The organism is Streptomyces sp. NPDC002076 (assembly GCF_053593835.1).
The window spans coordinates 523,120-542,466 of record NZ_JBSFDI010000001.1 but is presented as its reverse complement, the minus strand read 5'-3'; the positions used below and the strand labels follow the sequence as shown (position 1 = coordinate 542,466).

The 19,347-nt window shown below is 72.1% G+C and carries 17 protein-coding genes; 10 read left to right on the top strand and 7 right to left on the bottom strand.

Features of this window, described 5'->3' with window-relative positions; genetic code table 11:
- The first annotated feature begins 11 nt into the window (after nt 1-11).
- The 3 genes from ACWCQS_RS02515 (at nt 12) to ACWCQS_RS02505 (ending at nt 4,478) form a co-directional block, all read left to right on the top strand.
- On the top strand, nt 12-881 hold the full coding sequence (locus tag ACWCQS_RS02515; RefSeq protein WP_451002756.1) for a serine/threonine-protein kinase: 870 nt from the start codon (nt 12-14) through the stop codon (nt 879-881).
- Nucleotides 882-1,017: 136 nt separating this feature from the next.
- Complete coding sequence (locus ACWCQS_RS02510; RefSeq protein ID WP_451002755.1) at nt 1,018-2,631, top strand: succinic semialdehyde dehydrogenase; 1,614 nt, start codon at nt 1,018-1,020, stop codon at nt 2,629-2,631.
- A 41-nt stretch (nt 2,632-2,672) separates the two neighbouring features.
- Complete coding sequence (locus tag ACWCQS_RS02505) at nt 2,673-4,478, top strand: GMC family oxidoreductase N-terminal domain-containing protein (protein ID WP_451002754.1); 1,806 nt, start codon at nt 2,673-2,675, stop codon at nt 4,476-4,478.
- A 66-nt stretch (nt 4,479-4,544) separates the two neighbouring features.
- Here ACWCQS_RS02505 and ACWCQS_RS02500 read toward each other — a convergent pair whose 3' ends face one another.
- Both ACWCQS_RS02500 and ACWCQS_RS02495 read right to left on the bottom strand, forming a co-directional pair.
- On the bottom strand, nt 4,545-5,582 hold the full coding sequence (locus tag ACWCQS_RS02500; protein WP_451002753.1) for an LAETG motif-containing sortase-dependent surface protein: 1,038 nt from the start codon (nt 5,580-5,582) through the stop codon (nt 4,545-4,547).
- Nucleotides 5,583-6,280: 698 nt separating this feature from the next.
- Nucleotides 6,281-6,559 carry a chorismate mutase gene (locus ACWCQS_RS02495; RefSeq protein ID WP_388619759.1) on the bottom strand — a complete coding sequence of 93 codons (279 nt, stop codon included), beginning with the start codon at nt 6,557-6,559 and terminating at the stop codon, nt 6,281-6,283.
- A 284-nt stretch (nt 6,560-6,843) separates the two neighbouring features.
- Here ACWCQS_RS02495 and guaA point away from each other — a divergent pair, with 284 nt between their 5' ends.
- Complete coding sequence (guaA, locus tag ACWCQS_RS02490; protein WP_451002752.1) at nt 6,844-8,424, top strand: glutamine-hydrolyzing GMP synthase; 1,581 nt, start codon at nt 6,844-6,846, stop codon at nt 8,422-8,424.
- A gap of 3 nt (nt 8,425-8,427) precedes the next feature.
- On the opposite strand, the gene ACWCQS_RS02485 is transcribed toward guaA, so the two are convergent.
- A complete protein-coding gene (locus ACWCQS_RS02485) occupies nt 8,428-8,892 on the bottom strand; it encodes a pyridoxamine 5'-phosphate oxidase family protein (RefSeq protein ID WP_451003014.1) in 465 nt (154 codons plus the stop codon).
- Between the two features lie 149 nt (nt 8,893-9,041).
- Here ACWCQS_RS02485 and ACWCQS_RS02480 point away from each other — a divergent pair, with 149 nt between their 5' ends.
- Nucleotides 9,042-9,836 carry a class II aldolase/adducin family protein gene (locus ACWCQS_RS02480; protein WP_451002751.1) on the top strand — a complete coding sequence of 265 codons (795 nt, stop codon included), beginning with the start codon at nt 9,042-9,044 and terminating at the stop codon, nt 9,834-9,836.
- Between the two features lie 15 nt (nt 9,837-9,851).
- Here ACWCQS_RS02480 and ACWCQS_RS02475 read toward each other — a convergent pair whose 3' ends face one another.
- On the bottom strand, nt 9,852-10,739 hold the full coding sequence (locus tag ACWCQS_RS02475; RefSeq protein ID WP_451002750.1) for a DUF4429 domain-containing protein: 888 nt from the start codon (nt 10,737-10,739) through the stop codon (nt 9,852-9,854).
- Between the two features lie 190 nt (nt 10,740-10,929).
- Here ACWCQS_RS02475 and ACWCQS_RS02470 point away from each other — a divergent pair, with 190 nt between their 5' ends.
- The 3 genes from ACWCQS_RS02470 (at nt 10,930) to ACWCQS_RS02460 (ending at nt 13,395) form a co-directional block, all read left to right on the top strand.
- Nucleotides 10,930-12,207 carry a hypothetical protein gene (locus ACWCQS_RS02470; protein WP_451002749.1) on the top strand — a complete coding sequence of 426 codons (1,278 nt, stop codon included), beginning with the start codon at nt 10,930-10,932 and terminating at the stop codon, nt 12,205-12,207.
- A 22-nt stretch (nt 12,208-12,229) separates the two neighbouring features.
- Entirely contained in the window at nt 12,230-12,718 is a 489-nt protein-coding gene (locus ACWCQS_RS02465; protein WP_451002748.1) for a hypothetical protein, read from the top strand.
- Nucleotides 12,719-12,864: 146 nt separating this feature from the next.
- Nucleotides 12,865-13,395 (top strand): DoxX family membrane protein, encoded by a 531-nt coding sequence (locus ACWCQS_RS02460; protein WP_451002747.1) that lies wholly within the window; start codon nt 12,865-12,867, stop codon nt 13,393-13,395.
- Between the two features lie 334 nt (nt 13,396-13,729).
- Here ACWCQS_RS02460 and ACWCQS_RS02455 read toward each other — a convergent pair whose 3' ends face one another.
- Together ACWCQS_RS02455 and ACWCQS_RS02450 are read right to left on the bottom strand one after the other, a co-directional pair.
- A complete protein-coding gene (locus ACWCQS_RS02455) occupies nt 13,730-13,939 on the bottom strand; it encodes a hypothetical protein (RefSeq protein WP_451002746.1) in 210 nt (69 codons plus the stop codon).
- Nucleotides 13,926-15,386: a PspC domain-containing protein gene (locus tag ACWCQS_RS02450; RefSeq protein WP_451002745.1), complete on the bottom strand. Its 1,461-nt coding sequence runs from the start codon at nt 15,384-15,386 to the stop codon at nt 13,926-13,928. Before ACWCQS_RS02450 ends, ACWCQS_RS02455 begins: the two co-directional genes overlap by 14 nt.
- A 211-nt stretch (nt 15,387-15,597) precedes the next feature.
- Between ACWCQS_RS02450 and ACWCQS_RS02445 the strand changes: the two genes are divergently transcribed.
- Together ACWCQS_RS02445 and ACWCQS_RS02440 are read left to right on the top strand one after the other, a co-directional pair.
- Entirely contained in the window at nt 15,598-16,890 is a 1,293-nt protein-coding gene (locus ACWCQS_RS02445; protein ID WP_388619783.1) for an ATP-binding protein, read from the top strand.
- On the top strand, nt 16,887-17,630 hold the full coding sequence (locus ACWCQS_RS02440) for a LuxR C-terminal-related transcriptional regulator (protein ID WP_451002744.1): 744 nt from the start codon (nt 16,887-16,889) through the stop codon (nt 17,628-17,630). Before ACWCQS_RS02445 ends, ACWCQS_RS02440 begins: the two co-directional genes overlap by 4 nt.
- A gap of 290 nt (nt 17,631-17,920) precedes the next feature.
- Here the strand turns inward: ACWCQS_RS02440 and ACWCQS_RS02435 are convergent, their stop codons facing one another.
- On the bottom strand, nt 17,921-18,985 hold the full coding sequence (locus ACWCQS_RS02435) for an NlpC/P60 family protein (protein ID WP_451003013.1): 1,065 nt from the start codon (nt 18,983-18,985) through the stop codon (nt 17,921-17,923).
- Between the last annotated feature and the right edge of the window lie 362 nt (nt 18,986-19,347).

Here is a 19,347-nt window from a genome sequence, read left to right as displayed (position 1 = left end):
ACTCATGTGACATGAGTGGAGACGGTGAACGCCCGCCCGACGCACGTCTGATCGGCGGCCGCTACCGGCTGGCCGGAAGGCTCGGGGCAGGGCCCACCGGGACCGTGTGGCGGGCCCTGGACGAACAGGAGCCGGACCGCGAGGTCGCCGTCAAGGAGCCGCTGCTGCCCGGCGATCCGGCCGACGACGAGGACAGCCGCCGTATCGCCCACCGGCTCTACCGGGAGGCCCGCGCCGCCGCCCGGGTGCGCCATCCCTCCGCCGTGACGGTGTACGACGTCGTGACCGAGGACCATGTCCCCTGGATCGTCATGGAGTTGGTGGCGGGCGAGTCGCTGCAGGAGGTCCTGCGGCGCGGCCCCCTGCCGCCCGCCGAGGCAGCCCGGATCGGGCTCGCCGTCCTCGGCGCCCTGCGCGCCGCCCACGTCGTCGGCATCGTGCACCGGGACGTCAAACCGGCCAACGTCCTGCTGGAGTCCGGCACCGGGCGGGTGGTCGTCACCGACTTCGGGACCGGCGACGGGCATCCGGGGGAGGCGCCCGCCGGTTTCGTCGCCCCCGAGCGCGCCGCGGGCCCCGGCGCCGGCCCGGCCTCCGACCTGTGGTCCCTCGGCGCCCTGCTGCGCACCGCCCTCGCGGACACGGACCCCGGCCCGCTGGGCCCCCTGCTGGACCGGCTGCACGCCGACGAGCCCGAGGCGCGCCCCGGCGCGGCGGAGGTCACGGCGGCCCTGCGGGACTACCTCGGCCTCACGCCCGTACCGGACCCTGCACCCGAAGCCGCACCCGAGCCCCCCCCGCCCCGGCCCCCGGACCCCCCACGCCGCACCCCGCGCACCGCACTCGGCCTGCTGCTCGCGAAAAAAGCCGGACTCGAATGATCCTTCTGCGCGCCACCGTGTCAACGCGCTGATCAGCACATTCTCTGCCAGTGATCACTGGCAGTGTGTGAGCACTCGGTGAATCCCCGTTACCGACGGGTACACAAAGGCTGTGCTCCGGCATACCCTGCGCGTCATGACGGACACGCAGGCCCCGGACAGCACCGGCACCAACCCCCTCGCGCCCGCCCCCGAGGGCGCGCGCACCGCCGCCGACGTGGTCACCCCGGAACTGGTGGCCCAGCTCACCAAGGGCGTCGTCGGCTCCGGCCGCACCGCCAACCACACCCCGTTCACCGGCGAGAAGCTGGCCGACCTGCCCGAGTCCACCCCTGAGGACGTCCTGAAGGCCTTCCAGGCCGCCCGCGCCGCGCAGGCGGTGTGGGAGAAGACCCCGGTACGGCAGCGGGCCGCCGTCCTCCTGCGCTTCCACGACCTGGTGCTGGAGCGGCAGGCCGAGGTGCTCGACCTGATCCAGCTGGAGACCGGCAAGGCCCGGCTGCACGCGCACGAGGAGGTGCAGGCCGTCGCGGTCGCGGCCCGCCACTACGGCCGCAAGGCTCCCGCCTATCTGCGGCCCAAGCGGCACACCGGCGCCGTCCCCACGCTCACCAAGGTCACCGAACTGCGCCACCCGCGCGGTGTCGTCGGCCAGATCGCCCCCTGGAACTACCCCCTGGAGCTGTCCGTCGGCGACGCGCTGCCCGCCTTCGTCGCCGGCAACGCGGTCGTGATGAAGCCGGACACCGAGACCTGCCTCACCGCCCTGTGGGCGCGCGACCTGCTCATCGAGGCCGGGCTGCCCGAGGGCGTCTTCCAGGTCGTGCTCGGCGAGGGCCCGGTCGTCGGCCCGGAGCTCGTCCGGCACGCCGACTACGTCTCCTTCACCGGCTCCACCCGCACCGGCCGCGAGGTGGCCCAGGGCGCCGCCGCCCGCCTGGTCGGCGTCTCCCTCGAACTGGGCGGCAAGAACGCCATGCTGGTGCTGGACGACGCCGACATCGAGAAGGCCGCCGCCGGCGCCGTACGCGCCTGCTTCTCCTCCGCCGGGCAGCTCTGCATCTCCATCGAGCGGCTGTACGTCCACGAGTCGGTCGCCGACGCCTTCCTGGAGCGCTTCGCCACCCGCACCAAGGCCATGCGGCTCGGCAACTCCCTCGCCTACGGCGCCGACATGGGCTCGCTGGTCGGCGAGCGCCAGCTCAAGACCGTTCAGCGGCATGTCGAGGAGGCCGTGGCGAAGGGCGCCAAGGTGATCGCGGGCGGGGCCGCCCGTCCGGACATCGGCCCGTACTTCTTCGAGCCGACCATCCTCGACGGCGTCGAGGACTCCATGGCCGTGTGCGAGGAGGAGACCTTCGGCCCGGTCGTCTCCATCTACCGGTTCAAGAGCGACGACGAGGCGATCGAGCACGCCAACGCCACGCCGTACGGCCTGAACTCCTCCGTCTGGACGAAGAGCGCCGCGCGCGGCCGCGAGGTCGCCGCCCGCCTGCGCACCGGCACGGTCAACGTCAACGAGGGCTACGCCCCCGCCTACGGCAGCGTCCAGTCCCCGATGGGCGGCATGAAGGACTCCGGCCTCGGACGGCGCCACGGTTCCGAGGGCATCCTCAAGTACACGGAGGCCCAGACGGTGGCCCAGCAGCGGCTGCTGCCGATGGCTCCGTCGCTGGGCATGACGGACGAGGCGTACGCCAAGTTCATGAGCACGAGTCTCCGGCTGATGAAGGCATTCCGGTTCCGCTAGAAGCACCGTTCGTCAACACCCGTTCCCGACGAGGAGAGCACGTGTCGCAGGAGAAGTCTGTCCAGACCCGGGACGAGGACGGGTACGACTACGACGTCATCGTGGTCGGATCGGGGTTCGGCGGTTCGGTGTCCGCCCTCCGCCTGACCGAAAAGGGCTACAGGGTAGGCGTCCTGGAAGCCGGCCGCCGCTTCACCCGGGACTCCCTGCCGAAGAACTCCTGGGACCTCAAGAACTACCTCTGGGCCCCGAAACTCGGCATGTTCGGTATCCAGCGCATCCATCTGCTGGGCAACGTCATGGTGCTGGCCGGCGCGGGCGTCGGCGGCGGCTCGCTGAACTACGCCAACACCCTCTACGTACCGCCGAAGGCCTTCTTCGACGACCCCCAGTGGCGGGACATCACCGACTGGCAGGAGGAGTTGAAGCCGTACTACGACCAGGCCCAGCGCATGCTCGGCGTACGGCTCAACCCGACGATGACCCCCTCCGACGTGCATCTGAAGGCGGCGGCGCAGCGGATGGGCGTCGGCGACACCTTCCACCTCGCGCCGGTCGGCGTGTTCTTCGGCGACGGCAAGGACGCCGACGGTGAGGCGAAGGTCCGGCCGGGCGAGCAGGTGAACGACCCGTACTTCGGCGGCGCCGGTCCGGCCCGCAACGCCTGCATCGAGTGCGGCGAGTGCATGACCGGCTGCCGGCACGGCGCGAAGAACACCCTGAACGAGAGCTACCTCTACCTCGCCGAGAAGGCGGGCGCGGTGGTCCACCCCATGACGACGGTCGTGTCCGTGACGGACGACTCGCGCGGCGGCTACGCGGTGGCGACCCTGCCCACGGACCGGAAGAAGAAGGGCGAGGGCCGGCTCTTCACCGCGCGCAGGGTCGTCCTCGCGGCCGGCACCTACGGCACCCAGACCCTGCTGCACCGGATGAAGGCCGGCGGCCAGCTGCCGTATCTCTCCACCCGGCTCGGCGACCTGACCCGCACCAACTCCGAGGCGCTGGTGGGCGCGCAGACGGACAACCGCCGCTACCGCAAGGCGACCGGAGAACCGAGGGCCGATTTCACGCGCGGCGTCGCCATCACGTCCTCCATCCACCCCGACGAGAACACCCACATCGAGCCGGTCCGCTACGGCAAGGGCTCCAACTCCATGGGCGGCCTGTCCATCCTCCAGGTGCCCTACGCCGAGGGTTCCTCCCGCGCGCTTGCCTGGCTGGCGAACGCGGCCCGGCACCCGCTGCTGGTCCTGCGCTCCCTCTCCAACCGGCGCTGGTCCGAGCGGACCATCATCGGCCTGGTCATGCAGTCGCTGGACAACTCCCTGACGACGTACCTGAAACCGGACGGTGTCGGAAAGGGCCTGCTGACCGCCCGCCAGGGCCACGGCGCCCCCAACCCCAAGCAGATCAAGGCCGCCACGGAGGCCGCCTCCGCGCTCGCCGCCGAGATCAACGGCTTCGCCGGCAGCAACGTCGGCGAGCTGATGGGCACCCCGCTCACCGCGCACTTCCTCGGCGGCTGCCCCATCGGCGACTCCGCCGAGACCGGCGTGATCGACCCCTACCACCGCCTCTACGGCCACCCCGGCATCTCCGTCGTGGACGGTGCCGCGGTCTCCGCGAACCTGGGCGTGAATCCGTCACTGACGATCACCGCGCAGGCCGAGCGCGCGATGTCCTTCTGGCCGAACAAGGGCGCGGAGGATCCGCGTCCGGCGCAGGGTGCGGCCTACGAGCGGCTGAAGCCGGTGGAGCCGCAGACCCCGGCGGTGCCCGCGGAGGCGTTCGGCGCGCTGCGCCTGCCCTTCCTGGGGATGCCGGCGGTGCCGCCGAAGCAGTAGCGCGGGTATGCCGAAGGGGCCTGCACCCCCCTCCTGGCGCAGGCCCCTTCGGCTGTGCGACCGCGCCTACGCGGCTGCGTCCGAACCGGCGCCCTTGCGGCGGCGGACGGCGAACACCGCTCCGGCGCCGGCGACGACGGCGACGCCGCCGACCAGACCGATGGTCGGCAGCATGGAGCTGGAACCGGTCTCGGCGAGCGAGCCAGTGACGTCCTGGGTGTTGCCCTTGCTCGGCTTCTGGGTGGGAACCGGGACCTGGCCACCCTCCTGGGGCTTCGTCCCGCCCGTGTCGGTGCCGGCCTTGACTATCTTGATCAGGTAGCTGGCCTGGTCCGAGCCGATGCAGTTCGCCTCGTCGTCGAAGTACATCCCGCCACCGATGGTGAGGCCCTCGCCGACCGGCGCGTTGGCCTTCACGTTCAGCCGGAGCTGGTAGTTCACCGTCTGGCCGGCCTTGATGTCGGCGAGGTCGAGGTAGCCGTTGGAGTGGCCGGCGCCGTCCTCGACGTCGTACCAGGCTCCGTCGTACTTCACCTGGAGCTGAACCTGGCTGGTCTTGAACGCGAACTGGGCGTTCGGGTCGCTCGGGCCGACGCCCGCGTAGAAGATGACGTCCTTGAGGTCGGCCGACGTCGGGTTCTTGACGCCGAGCGTGAAGGGGTGCCAGCCGCTGCCCACGGCGATCTCGCCGGGCAGACCGCTGAGCGAGGCGTGGATCTTGGACTTGTAGTGGGCGTCGTCCTCCTCGCAGATCCCGGACGGCGCCGTCGGCTCGTCGCTGGGTTCGGCGCTCTCGCTGGGCGAGGTGGACGCGGAGGCGGACGCAGAGGCCGACTCGGACGCGGAGGCGGACGGCGACGCCGACGTGCTCGCGCTCGTCGAGTCGGAGGCGGACGGGCTGTCCGACGTCTGGCCGGCGGGGGAGCTCTGGTCGGCGGCCGGGCTGGTGCTCGCGTCTGCCGCGGGGGTCGTCTCGGTCGAGGTCGAGCTGCTGACCGAGGTGCTCGGGGACTCGTCGGCGAACGCGGCAGGGGCACAGACCAGGGCGAGCGGCGCGAGGGCAGCCGTCGCGGCCGCGGTCATCATGGCGCGGCGAAGCTTCATTGAGGACCTCTTGTGGGGCTCCCGTGCTGCCGCGCGGCAGCACGTGTCTCGGAGGCCTCCGTGTGTGGGGCACGGGCATGGCCGTTGGTTGCACAGGTGAGACCCGTGACCTGTGAGAAGGGTTGTGCGCCGGCCGGCCGGAGTCTGTGTGATGCGAGTCACAATCAATCGGGGCGTGCGGCCTGGGTGTTCAGCCAGGATGACCGACCGGGGTACGCCGAAGGGCCCCGCGGGACGGAGAGACCGCGGGGCCCTTCTTCCGGTCAGCACCGACGTCAGGGCGGCGCCGGTGCCCGGGGCGGCGCCGGGGGGTTGCGCCGCTGGTTCTTTGGTCCTGCCTCCGAGAGGCGGACGGCGTGCAGCAATGCCGTGGTCGGTGCGGGGACGCGGCAGATGCCCCGGCGCTGGTGCGCATGTGCAGTTTTCCGCCGACCGGCCCCGGGCGTCCCCGGAGCCGGCCGTTCTCTTGGGTGACCGGGCTGCTGTCCCCTGCCGTCCGGTCACTTCCCTGGAGCGAGGTCCCACGGCGCACGGCACGACCCGTACGCCTCATCGCTCCAGCGAGCCACGCGTGGTTCTGTCGGGCCCGCCCCTGGCTGGCACGGACACCTCACTCAACGAAGCGCCGCGCGAGCCAGTCACGCGCCGTACGGGTGAGGCGGCCTTCGCACTCACGTACGGCGCTCCGCGTGCGTCGCTCAGACGCGGCCCCGGCACAGCTCCAGCAGGGTCATGGCGAGGCCGGTGCCCGGCTTGCCGAGGGCCTCGCGGTAGCGGCCGAGGATCTCCATCTCGCGGGAGAGGTGCACCCGGCGTCCTCCGGAGGCGATGCGGGTCTGCTGGACGACGGCGGAGACGGCCATCCGCTCCTGGATGAGACCGATGATCCGGTCATCGAGCACGTCGATGCGCTCCCGGGCGTCGGCGATGGTCTGCTCCGGGGTCGAGACGGTCTCTTCCGGGGTGGTGGTGGTCATGTCGGGGGCTCCTGGTGAAGGTGGCTGGGACACCCTGAACGGCAGGACCCGGAAAACGACAGGCGCCCCGGGCCTTGTCGGCCCGGGGCGCCTGGGAAGTCGCTTGGCGGTTCGCTCAAGCAGCACGACCATGGCAGCCGGCGGGCCGGGTGCCATAGGTAAAGACGAAGGTCGAGTGCTTGCGCATGGGGTCAGTATGCCATGGCTGCGTCCAGGGGAAGCCTCCACGTCCACCCCGTTAGACTCGTTAGCACAGACCCCGCCCGACCACCAGAAGGCACCCCGTGTCACCAGCGACTTCCACTGCCGCCACCCCGGACACCGTCCTGGTCGTCGACTTCGGCGCGCAGTACGCCCAGCTCATCGCCCGTCGCGTCCGCGAGGCCCGGGTCTACAGCGAGATCGTGCCGAGCACCATGCCGGTGAAGGAGATGCTCGCCAAGAACCCCGCGGCGATCATCCTGTCCGGCGGCCCCTCCTCGGTGTACGAGGAAGGCGCCCCCCGCCTGGACCGCGAGATCTTCGAGGCCGGCGTCCCCGTCTTCGGCATGTGCTACGGCTTCCAGCTGATGGCGCAGGCCCTCGGCGGCACCGTCGACAACTCCGGCGCCCGCGAGTACGGCCGTACCGACCTGCATGTCTCCAGGACGTCCTCCACCCTCTTCGAGGGCACCCCGGACGAGCAGCACGTGTGGATGTCGCACGGCGACGCCTGCTCCGCCGCCCCCGAGGGCTTCACCGTGACCGCGTCCACGGACGTCGTCCCGGTCGCCGCCTTCGAGAACGACGAGCAGAAGCTCTACGGCGTCCAGTACCACCCCGAGGTCATGCACTCCACGCACGGCCAGCAGGTGCTGGAGCACTTCCTCTACCGCGGCGCGGGTCTGCAGCCGAACTGGACCACCGGCAATGTGATCGAGGAGCAGGTCGCGGCGATCCGCGAGCAGGTCGGCGACAAGCGCGCCATCTGCGGTCTGTCCGGCGGCGTGGACTCCGCCGTCGCCGCCGCCCTCGTCGCGCGGGCCATCGGCGACCAGCTGACCTGCGTGTACGTCGACCACGGCCTGATGCGCAAGGGCGAGACCGAGCAGGTCGAGAAGGACTTCGTGGCCGCGACCGGCGTCAAGCTGGTCGTCGTGGACGCCGAGGAGCGCTTCCTGACCGCGCTCAAGGGCGTCTCGGACCCCGAGGAGAAGCGCAAGATCATCGGCCGTGAGTTCATCCGCGTCTTCGAGCAGGCGCAGGCCGACATCATCGCCGACGAGGGCCCGGCCGTGGAGTTCCTGGTCCAGGGCACCCTGTACCCGGACGTGGTCGAGTCCGGCGGCGGCACCGGCACCGCCAACATCAAGTCGCACCACAACGTCGGCGGCCTGCCCGAGGACCTCGAGTTCAAGCTCATCGAGCCGCTGCGCAAGCTGTTCAAGGACGAGGTCCGCATGGTCGGCCAGGAGCTCGGCCTGCCGGAGGAGATCGTCCAGCGCCAGCCGTTCCCGGGCCCCGGCCTCGGCATCCGCATCGTCGGCGAGGTCACCAAGGAGCGCCTGGACCTGCTGCGCGACGCCGACGCGATCGCCCGTGAGGAGCTGACCGCGGCCGGCCTCGACCGGGACATCTGGCAGTGCCCGGTGGTCCTGCTCGCCGACGTCCGCAGCGTGGGCGTCCAGGGCGACGGCCGCACCTACGGCCACCCGATCGTGCTGCGCCCGGTGTCCTCCGAGGACGCCATGACCGCCGACTGGTCCCGGCTGCCGTACGACGTCCTGGCCCGCATCTCGACCCGGATCACCAACGAGGTCCGCGACGTCAACCGGGTCGTCCTCGACGTCACCTCCAAGCCGCCGGGCACCATCGAGTGGGAGTAGGTCCTAGGCGCGCCTGAGCGTGCGCAAGGGCGTACCGGGCTTCCAGACCTGGACGACGAGATACTTCTCGTCCTCGACGTAGGTCCGTACGACCTGTGTCAGCTCGGTGCGGAAGAGGTGGAACGGCTGCGGCGGTTCCACCTCTTTCGTGTACCCGGACTTCCGCTCGCCCTCGACCTCGTACGCCCGCCCCGCGATCCGTACGTCCCCGCCGCCCATCCCCGTGCCCTCGCCCGGGTTCGCCTGGAGCGCGAAGCGCGGATCGCGGCGCAGGTCGAGGGCTTTCAGCGAGCCCGCCATCATGCCGAGCCACAGCTCACCGTCGCGGAAGTCGGCCTCCAGGCCGGAGGTGCGCGGCGCGCCGTCCTTGCGGAGAGTGGCGAGGACATGGTGACGGAAGGCACGGAAGCGCTGCTCGACGGTCGTCGCCAGCTCGGGTTCGGCGGCGGCGAAGGCCGCCCAGTCCATACGGGTCATGCACGCCAGTCTCACCGGCAAACCGGACATCCTCTGTCGTGTTTCCGCCGCGTACGTCATCTTTACAAAACAGCTCTGCCCTTTTGCGCTGACCGGCGGTAACTTCCGGCGCGTACCGCAATCCCAGCGCTGGAGGACCTATGCACGGGCCCACCCCGCCGCTGCCGCTGCCCACCGACCAGCTGCAGTTCGCCATGCCGCCGATGTTCGACTCGGTCGAGGACGAGCGCCGGCACCGCAAGGAGCGGCTCGCCGGTGCCCTGCGGATCTTCGGGCGGGCCGGGCTGGAGGACGGGGTCTCCGGGCACATCACCGCCCGCGACCCGGAGTTCACCGACTGCTTCTGGGTCAACCCCTTCGGGATGCCGTTCAAGCACGTCACGGTTGGCGATCTCGTCCTCGCCAACCAGGACGGGCAGGTCGTCGAGGGCCGCTACCACGTCAACCAGGCCGCGTTCACCGTGCACGCCCAGGTCCACGCCGCCCGGCCGGACGTCGTCGCCGTCGCCCACTGCCACTCCGTGCACGGCCGCGCGCTCGCCGCGCTCGGCGAGCTGATCGACCCCATCACCCAGGAGAGCTGCGCCTTCTACGAGGACGTGGCCCTCTACGACGCCTACAGCGGCGTCACCGTCGACATCGAGGAAGGCCGCCGGATCGCCGGGGCCCTCGGCTCCCGCAAGGCGCTCGTGCTGCGCAACCACGGACTGCTCACCGTCGGCGACTCGGTGGACGCCGCCGCCTGGTGGTTCCTGTCCATGGAACGGTCCTGCCAGGTGCAGCTGATGGCGAAGGCGGCCGGCCGTCCGGTCCTCATCGACCACAAGCTGGCCGTCGCCACCCGTGAACAGCTCGGCGGCGACCTGGTGGCCTGGATCAACTACCAGCCCCTGTGGCAGGACATCAGCCGCAGCGAGCCCGACCTGCTGAGCTGAACGCGCCGGGCATGCTCAGCCGAACTCCCTGAGCACCGCCGCCTTGGTCATCGCGAACTCCTCGTCCGTGAGCACCCCGTCCTGGTGCAGCTCACCCAGCTCCCGCAGCCGGCGCAGCAGTACGTCATGGTGGTCGGTCTGCCCCGGTACGGCCGCCCGCTGCCGGTCCCGGCCGTCGTACCCGGCACCCGTGCGGGTGGAGGGATGCGGCAGCCGGGCGGTGACGGCCGTCGCGACCAGCGCGGTCAGCAGATCGCGCCGCACGCTGCCCCACAGGTCCAGGGTGTAGGGGTCCCGCTCGGGCGGGAGCTTGGAGAACACCGTCTCCGGGGTCACGAACCGCAGAAAGCCGTCCTCGTACCCCGAGTTGGGCAGCCACTCCACCTGCACCAGGTCCCCGAGGGCGATGATCCGCGGGCCGGTCGCGCGTTTGACCCGGTCGGAGGTGTCGGCCCAGTCGATGCGCACCTGCGTGCCGTCGAAGGAGACCGTGCCGTCGGAGGACCGCACGGACACCGGCACCGGCGGGCCCGGCAGCAGATAGGCGCTCGTGGGCTCCTTGGGGATCCGGTCCAGGAGCAGGGCGTGCCGGATCTCCTCGGCGACGTACTCCGCGACCCCGCCGCGGTCCGCGTCCACCGTCAGCCGGTAGGGGTCGGCCGCATCCGGCAGCCGTCCGCCCGTCGCCTGCAGCAGCGGGTCGGCGCCCTCGCGCAGCCGCATCCGCAGCCTGCCATGCTTGCGCTCGGGTTCCCAGACCACGTCCGAGACCGCCTCCAGCGGCACGGAGACCTCCCCGTACGTCTGCCGGAACAGCGGCACGCAGCGGTGCAGCCCCGGGGTGATCCGGATCGTGCTGCCGTCGAAGGCCCAGGTCCCGTCCCGCTGGATGATCTCGGCCATACGCAAATTCTCGCAGCCGGGTCAACACGGCGGCCCGTACTTCACCCGCCGTGGCGCGGTCCGAGGGTCCAGGACGGCCCGGCGTAGGGCACAATTCGCTGTCGACGCAGCGCAGTTGCGCGGCGGCGTGGCCTTCCATCGAGGGCCCGCCGGATGTGCCGGAAGGTCGTGGGGAAGGCGGGCGCCGGTCGTGGCGGTGCAGGAGGCGAGACAGGGCACTGGTGCCGAGGGCCACGAGGGCGGCTGCACCTGCGGAGACTGCCCGCACGGCGCCCGGGAGGGACACCGGCGGGCCGTCGCCGCGTTCCTTCGCCGGCGTGACGAGTTCGCGGCCGGGCAGGGCCTGCCGACGGCCGTGGCGCACTCGGCCTCGGCCTCCCGCCAGTGGGTCTCCGAGGAACTGACCCAGCGGGCGGAGGCCGTCGCCGCACGCGGCCGCGCCGAGGGCGAGGCCTGGCTCGCCCGGCTGTGGCTGCGGACCGTGTGCGGCGTGTGGGGTGCGGTGGTCGCGCTGCTGCTCGGCGAGGCGCTCACCGCGGTCGGCGCGGGCTGGACCGGCGCCCGCACCGCGGCCCTGGCCACCGCGCTCCTCGTCGCCGGTGTCCTCAGCGCTGCCTCCTGGCTGCACCGTGCGCGCGGCGGGGCGCTGGCCCCGGTGATCGGCGAGGACAACCGGATGTCCACCTCCCGCACGGTCGCCGCCTGCTGGGTGCTGTTCGTCGGCTACGCCGTCCTGCTGCTGGCCGCCCGCCTGGCCGGCGCCTCCGACCACGCCGAACGCGACGCGCTGATCTCGGGCCTCGACCTCGCGCGCGGCGCGGGCGTGGTGACCGTCCTCGCCGTGGTGTGCGGCATCGCCGTCCTGGTCCGCCGGGTGGTGGGCCTGCGCATCCTCGCGCAGCGGCTGCAGAAGGTGCCGGCGCACCGGCCGCGCGCCGCCGACCTGCTCACCGACGACTCCGGCCGGGGCGCCTTCACCGACATCCAGTACGTCGCCATCAGCGCCGTCGCCCTGCTGTTCGCCGCCGTACGGCTGGCCCGCCGCCCCGACCAGTTGCCCGACCTGCCCTGGGGCCTGGGCGTGGTGGTGCTGATCTCGGCCGTGACCTACCTGGCCGGCAAGTACGCCGAGGGCGGCCGCCCGGTCGTCCTCTCCGTGGTCCGCGCCCGTGAACCCGGCGACCTGGACGGGCCGATCCGCACCGGCGACGACATCGAGATCCGCGGTGCCGGCTTCGTGCCGCCCGGCGCCCAGGGTGCCGACCGGCTCTCCCGCATGGTGGTCCGCATCGGCAGCGTCGATGTGCACGTGCCGCTGGTTCCCGTCACTGGCGGCTTCAGCAACCCCACCGACAGCGTCCTGACCGTGCCCGTACCGGCCGACGTCGAGCCCGGGGCGGTGGAGGTGCAGGTGGTCACCGCGGCCGGGGTCGCGACCAACCGCTGTATCGTCCAGATCACGGAGTGAGCGGCGGGGGAGCGGTCGACCAATGAGTGAGAGCGTCCTTTCGGTGATACCGACCGACCCGCACTGGCAGCCGGCACCGGATGCCGGGAAGCGTGCCGCGGCCCTGGTCCTGGAGCTGGTCTCCGGCTGCCCCGACGACCCCCACGCCGACCCCGACGCCGTCGAACTGGACGTCGACTGGCACGAGGCGATCACCGCCGTCGACTGCGGCTCGAACCTGGCCGGCATCCGCTGCCCGCACTGCGACCGCTCCATCGACCCCGAGTGGTACCGGGACCTGCTCGACGCGTACGACGAGCAGGGTGACGGACTGCCCACCCTCGAGATCACCACCCCCTGCTGCACCACCGCAACCTCCCTGGACCGACTGGACTACGACTGGCCGTGCGGGTTCGCCCGCTTCGAGATCGCCGCCTGGAGCCCGCAGCGCTCCCTGCTCACCACCGAGGAACTCACCACCGTCGCCCAGGTCCTCGGCCACCCCGTGCGACAGATCCTGGCCCGCATCTGAACGAGGTCCGACGGGCCCGTTCCGGCCTCCCCGCACCAGGGGCCGAAATCCGGAAAAACCTCCGAGTCGCGATTGAACTGCGCCCTCCTGTCATACGTATGGTCAAGTGAGGGGCGGGACGGCGGGCGAGAGGGCGGTTTGGGACGATGACCCACGGTATTCGGACGGACACGCACATGAACCGGCTCAACGGCCTCGGCGGCTGGCGGGACACCGCCGCCCACTACGCCCTGCTGCCGCTGCGTATCTTCCTCGGCGTCACCTTCATCTACGCCAGCCTGGACAAGCTCACCAGCAGCTCCTTCCTGAAGTCCGGCGGAGCCGGATCCGTTGGTGACACCATGCGCTCGGCCCGCGACTCCGCCGCCATCCCGGCCCTGGTCGACATGGCCCTGAAGTCCCCGGTCGGCTTCGGCTACGCCATCGCCCTCGGTGAACTGGCCGTCGGCATCGGCACCCTGCTTGGTCTGCTCGCCCGGCTGGCCGCGCTCGGCGGCGCGCTGATCTCGTTCAGCCTGTGGATGACGGTGAGCTGGTCGACGACGCCCTACTACTACGGCAACGACCTCGCCTACTTCATGGCCTGGTTCCCCCTGATCCTCGCCGGCGCCCCCTACCTGTCCGTCGATTCGGCCTGGCGAGCCCGCCGCCGACAGCGACTGGGCGGCTACCGCTGAGCGCTCCGCTGAAAGCGGGGTGATGAACCCGCGGGCCGGTGGGGTTGATGGGGGCTGATCGCGCAGTTCCCGCACCGGACTTCCCCAAGGCCGCTCAGCCGACGGCGGGAACCCCACCGACGGCGGCCCCCCACCGGCCAGTGGAACTGCACCGGCGGCCGGGCCCCTACCGGCGGCCGGAACTGCACCGGCGGCCGGGCCCCTACCGGCGGCCGGAACTGCACCGGCGGCCGGGCCCCTACCGGCGGCCGGAACTGCACCGGCGGCGGCCCCCCATCGGCGACTGGAACTGCACCGGCGGCCGGGCCCGCACCTGCCCGCTGGACCGGGGCCGTCAGCCGCTGCCGGCGTCGCCCCGTCTGCGTATGCCCCGGGCCACGGCTGCCGTGGCACCGGCGAGGAACAGGCCGCCCACGATCAGCGGCACGACCGCGAACCACGGCGTCTCCCACAGTCCGCCCGCGTCTCCCGCGAAGACCACGCCGGTGGCGGTGAGGAAGAGTCCCGCGACCAGCTTCCCGGGCTGGAACTCATGACGCAGCACGGCCGACCTCCACCTGTCCCGCCCCGACCTTCAGCGAAAGGTCCAGAGTGCCCGAGTCCTTGGCGCCCTTGGCCGGCGCCAGCGTCACGTTCTTGAGCCTGTGCGGCTGCACGTCCACGTCCTTCCTGTTCTCCCCGGGCAACCGGATGTCGCCGACGCCCACCTCGATGGTCATCCGCACGGTCGCGTCCGCCGGCACGATCACCTTCAGCTGTCCCGCACCCACATGCGCGTCCGTCGTGACCGTCCGCCCCTTGCCCGGATGCACCCGGCTCAGGTCCAGCGTGCCGCGCCCGGTGCCGAGGTCGTACTCAGGCCGTACCTGCGCGGCCGCGACGGGCGCCCAGGAGGTGTCTCTCCAGTGGGTGGTGATGTCCTTGGGCATGGCCGCCGCCCCGGCGAGCAGCGCCGCTGTGACGATCGCCAGGAAGACCGTCCCGGCTCCCGTGCGGCCCAGGAACGCGCTGACCGTGATGCCCAGACCGAAGACCGCCAGCGCGCACGCCAGACCGGTCTGCAGACTGGTGCCCAGCGGATGCGTGTCCCAGGTCAGCCCGGTGCCGAGGCCGCCCGCCACCAGCGCGAGCAGGAACACCCAGCCGCCGATCCAGCGCGGCCCGCGCGGTCTCGGGGGCGCACTGGGCTGCGGCCGAACGGAGCCGGGATGGCCGGGGTGCGTCCAGGGGGTGGCGATACCGACGTCGACCACCGAGGTGAGGTCCCGGTCGCGGGCGTCGCCGGGCCCCCACAGATAGCCGGTGCCGCCGACATGGGTGCCGTCCTTGACGATCGGGTCCCGCCACCACGACGGGTAGACGGTGACGACCGGCGGGGCCTGGGCCTCCGGCGGCGCGTCGGCGGCGGCCTGGGCGGCGAGCGGATCGGGGTCGGGGGCGCCGCGACGCCGCGACCAGTACCCGGCGCCCGCCAGCAACAGGGAGAGCACCACGGCGAAGGCCAGCACCCCGCCGTTCCTCAGCATGGTCAGGAAGATCCCGCAGCCGACCAGGGCGAACAGCACGGCGGCGAGCGCCTGGCCGTCCACCCGGCCCGTCAGCAGCTTGCGAACCTCGTTCTCCTCCTCGTCCTCGTACGGCACGAGCAGCCAGGCGAAGCCGTAGAAGATGAGGCCGATGCCGCCGGTCGCCGACAGCACGGCCAGGGTGATGCGGAAGATCACCGGGTCCATGTCGGTGTGCCGGCCGAGGCCCGCGCACACGCCCGCGATCATTTTGTGCCCGCGGTCGCGCCGGAGCTGCTCGGGGGCTCCGGCGGCGGTCTGCTCCCGATCCTGCTGCTGTGCGTCGGCGTGCGTATCGGTGCCGGCGCCGGCCGCTTGCGTCTTCTCCGTCGCGGCGGGCGCGGCATCCGTCGGTCCGGTGCCCGGGGCCGGGCGCGGGCCGGTGCCGGGTCCCGGACCCGTCGCGGCGTGCTCGTGATCCGTCATGTGTCCATGGTGACGGCCCGGCCGCCGCCGCGGCAGTCGGGACGACCCTGGCCGAACCCTGAAATCGGCCCTGAGACGCGGCGGGGAACCGTTCGAGCCGCACACGACGACCCCTGCCCGGCGCTCCCCGACCCGGCCCCGAGGAAGATCAGGGGCGTCTCGGGGGCCGACCCTGATGCCTGGGCCCGCCGGGCGTGTGACCATCGTTGGCATGCCGGAAGCCGCAAGCCTGCCAGTCGACGACCCGCGGCCGCCGCGCAAGCTCTACCGCAGCAGCGACGGACGCTGGCTCGGCGGAGTGGCGCGGGGCCTCGCCGGGCACCTCGGGCTGCCCGTCGTCTGGGTGCGGCTCGCCTTCGTCGGCCTGTTCATGGCCCACGGCTTCGGGGCGCTGCTCTACGCGGCGTTCTGGTTCTTCGTCCCGCTGGGCGTCGGCGGTGTCGGCGACCAGAGACCGCCGTCGCTCGTCGCCACGGAGACCGCGCCGGACGGTCGCCGCAGACTCGTGGGCCGCAAGCCGGACCGCGGCCAGATCGTCGCGCTGCTCCTCATGGTCATCGTGTCCGTGGTGTTCGTCAGCAGCGTCAATCTGGGCAGCGGCGCCAAGGTGTATCTGGTGCCGGCCGTCCTCGTCGCGGCTGGTGTCGCCCTGGTCTGGCGCCAGGCGGACAACGCCCGCCGGGCCCGCTGGGTCGAGGTCGGCCGCCGGCGCCGAACCCTGACCCTGCTGCGCGCGGCCGGCGGTGTCCTGCTCGTCACGGCCGGTGTGTCCGCGATCTTCTGGCTGCAGGGCTCGGCCGCCCATCTCGGCGCGGTCCTGCAGGCGGCCCTCGCCGTCCTCGTCGGCATCACGCTCCTCGCCGGTCCGTATCTGGTCCGCATGACCCAGGACCTGTCCGAGGAACGCCTGATGCGCATCCGCGCCCAGGAGCGTGCGGAGGTCGCCGCCCACGTCCATGACTCCGTGCTGCACACCCTCACCCTGATCCAGCGCAACGCCGACAACGCGGGCGAGGTTCGCCGCCTCGCCCGCGCCCAGGAGCGCGACCTGCGCACCTGGCTGTACAAGCCGGAGGGCACCGGCAAGGACGAGGCCGATGAGCCGGACACGGTCGCCGAGGCGGTGCGGCGCAACGCCGCCGAGGTGGAGGACAAGCACGGTGTGCCCATCGAGGTCGTGATCGTCGGCGACTGCCCGCTGGACGAGAGGACCGGCGCGCAGATGCAGGCCGCGCGGGAGGCGATGGTGAACGCGGCCAAGTACGGTGGCGAGGGCGGTGCCGTACAGGTCTACGCCGAAGTCGAGGGCAGGACCGTCTTCGTGTCCGTACGCGACCGCGGTCCCGGCTTCGACCTCGACTCGATACCCGCCGACCGCATGGGCGTTAGAGAATCGATCATCGGCCGCATGGAGCGCAACGGCGGCACGGCCCGGCTGCGGTCGGTGCCGGGCGGCGGCACGGAGGTCGAGCTGGAGATGGAGAGGGCGGAGAGGACGTCATGAGCGACGCGACCGAGGCGAACGGCACGGCGGGCGTCCCCGAGGGGGCCGGGTCCGGGGCCACCGACGGCGGCGCGGGCGGACGGCACGTACGGGTGGTGCTCGTGGACGACCACCGGATGTTCCGCACCGGCGTCCAGGCCGAGATCGGGCAGACCGCCGAGACCGGTGTCGAGGTGGTCGGCGAGGCCGCGGACGTCGACCAGGCGGTCACGGTCATCACCGCGACTCGGCCCGAGGTGGTCCTCCTCGACGTCCACCTGCCGGGCGGCGGCGGCGTCGAAGTGCTGCGCCGGTGCGCGGCTTTGATGGCGGACACCGAGCGGCCCGTGCGCTTCCTCGCGCTGTCCGTATCGGACGCGGCGGAGGACGTGATCGGTGTGATCCGCGGCGGTGCCCGCGGCTATGTCACCAAGACCATCACCGGCACCGACCTGGTCGACTCGATCTTCCGCGTCCAGGAGGGCGACGCCGTCTTCTCCCCGCGCCTGGCCGGGTTCGTCCTGGACGCCTTCGCCTCCACCGACGCCCCGCCCGTGGACGAGGACCTGGACCGACTCACCCAGCGCGAGCGCGAGGTGCTGCGCCTGATCGCCCGTGGCTACGCCTACAAGGAGATCGCCAAGCAGCTGTACATCTCGGTGAAGACGGTCGAGTCCCATGTCTCGGCGGTCCTGCGCAAGCTCCAGCTGTCCAACCGTCATGAACTGACCCGCTGGGCTACGGCCCGCCGACTGGTCTGACCCCTGCGGGCCCGCCTCTAGGCCCTGTCGTCAAACTCCCTCCCCCAGCCTTCAGCCGGGCGGTGCCCCCAGCCCCGCGACGCCATGCACGCTCCCCCAAAGGGGGCACCCCCACTCGCCGCACCGGGCCCGGGCCCAAGTACGCCCAGTACGAGGGCCAGAGCCCGGCACTCCCCCCAGCCTTCGGCCGGGGGGACCCCCAGAGCACGCACCTACTGCATACATCAGCCGCTCCGCGGCGGGCGCGAGGCCCGCCCTCCGGGCGGACGGCGGGAGTTTGACGACAGGACCTAGGCCACCCGGGTCGCCCCGGCGAACGGCATCAGGTCGACCGGGGCCAGCCGGACCGGTGCCGAGGGGTTCGGGGCGTGGATGATCTGCCCGTTGCCCACGTAGATGCCGACGTGGCTGATCCCCGAGTAGAAGAACACCAGGTCCCCGGGCTGGAGTTCGGAGCGGGAGACGCGCCGGCCCGCGTCGATCTGGGCATAGGTGGTGCGGGGCAGAGAGATGCCGGCGGAGCGGTAGGCGGCCTGGACCAGGCCCGAGCAGTCGAAGGCGTTCGGTCCGGCCGCGCCCCACACATACGGGCTGCCGAGCTTGGCGTAGGCGTAGGCGATGGCCGCCTCGGCGCGCGCGTTCGGGGCCGCGGCCGAACCGGCCTGCTCCAGGGCGTCCCGGGCGTCCGAGGCCGAGCGGGAGGCACGTCCCAGCGCGCTGCCGTCACCGGCGACCTCGGACCGCTGCTGTGGGCTGAGCCGCGCCAGCAACCGCCGGGCCTCGTCCAGCTTGCCGGTGATGGTCCTCTTCTGCCGCTGCAGCTCGGCCCGCCGGGACCGCAGCGACTGCAGCTCGATGCGTGCCGCGCCCCGCAGTTGCTCGATCTCCCGCAGCTGTTCGCGCACCCGGGACACGTCGGCGGCCTGACGGTCGCCGGCCCGCTCCATGAACGCGGCGTCGTCCAGGTACCGGTCGGGGTCGCCGGACAGGGCCAGCTGCCAGGTCGGTGCGAAGCCGCCCTCGCGGTACTGCGCCGCCGCGAACGAACCCAGCGCGTCCCGGGCCGTGTTGAGCTTCTGCTGCTTGCGGGCGGTCTCGTCGCGCAGCGCGTTCAGCCGCCGCTGCTCCGTGTCCGCCTTCTCCTTCGCGCCGTCGTACTTCTCGGTCGCGGCCTCGGCGTCCTGGTACAGCTGGTCCACCTTGGCCTTCACCTGCGCCGGGGTCAGCTGTGGCTCGGCGTGTCCGGTCCCGTCGAACCCCGTCGCGGTGGCCGCGCCCGCCAGGGCGAGCGTGGCGGCCGTCCGGGCCGTATGACCGCCCATCGAGCGTTGCCGGGCCTTGCGGTGCGCTGCCACCTGGACCGTCACGTCCTTCCGTACGACTCGCACGACCGAGAGGTATGTGCCCGGCGGCGGCCCGCACAGGGGAAGCGGGCCACCGCCGGACCCTTCTCGGCGGTGGTGGCCGACGGCCGCCCCTGGCCCGGGCGGCGGTGGGGAGCCGGTCACCTGGGGGAGGACGCTAGGCCCGACTGTGACGAGTAGGTAACGCAGTGTACGGAACTGGCCTGGATGGACCGGGATGTGACCGCAAGTGACCATGTGACCGTTCTGGAGTCGTCGTCTTCACAGAGCGTGGTGACCGAAGTGCGGAAAGCGGGACGGACGGGAGGCGTGGGGTGCTATGGGGCGCATATATGCAAGATCGTCCGTACGAT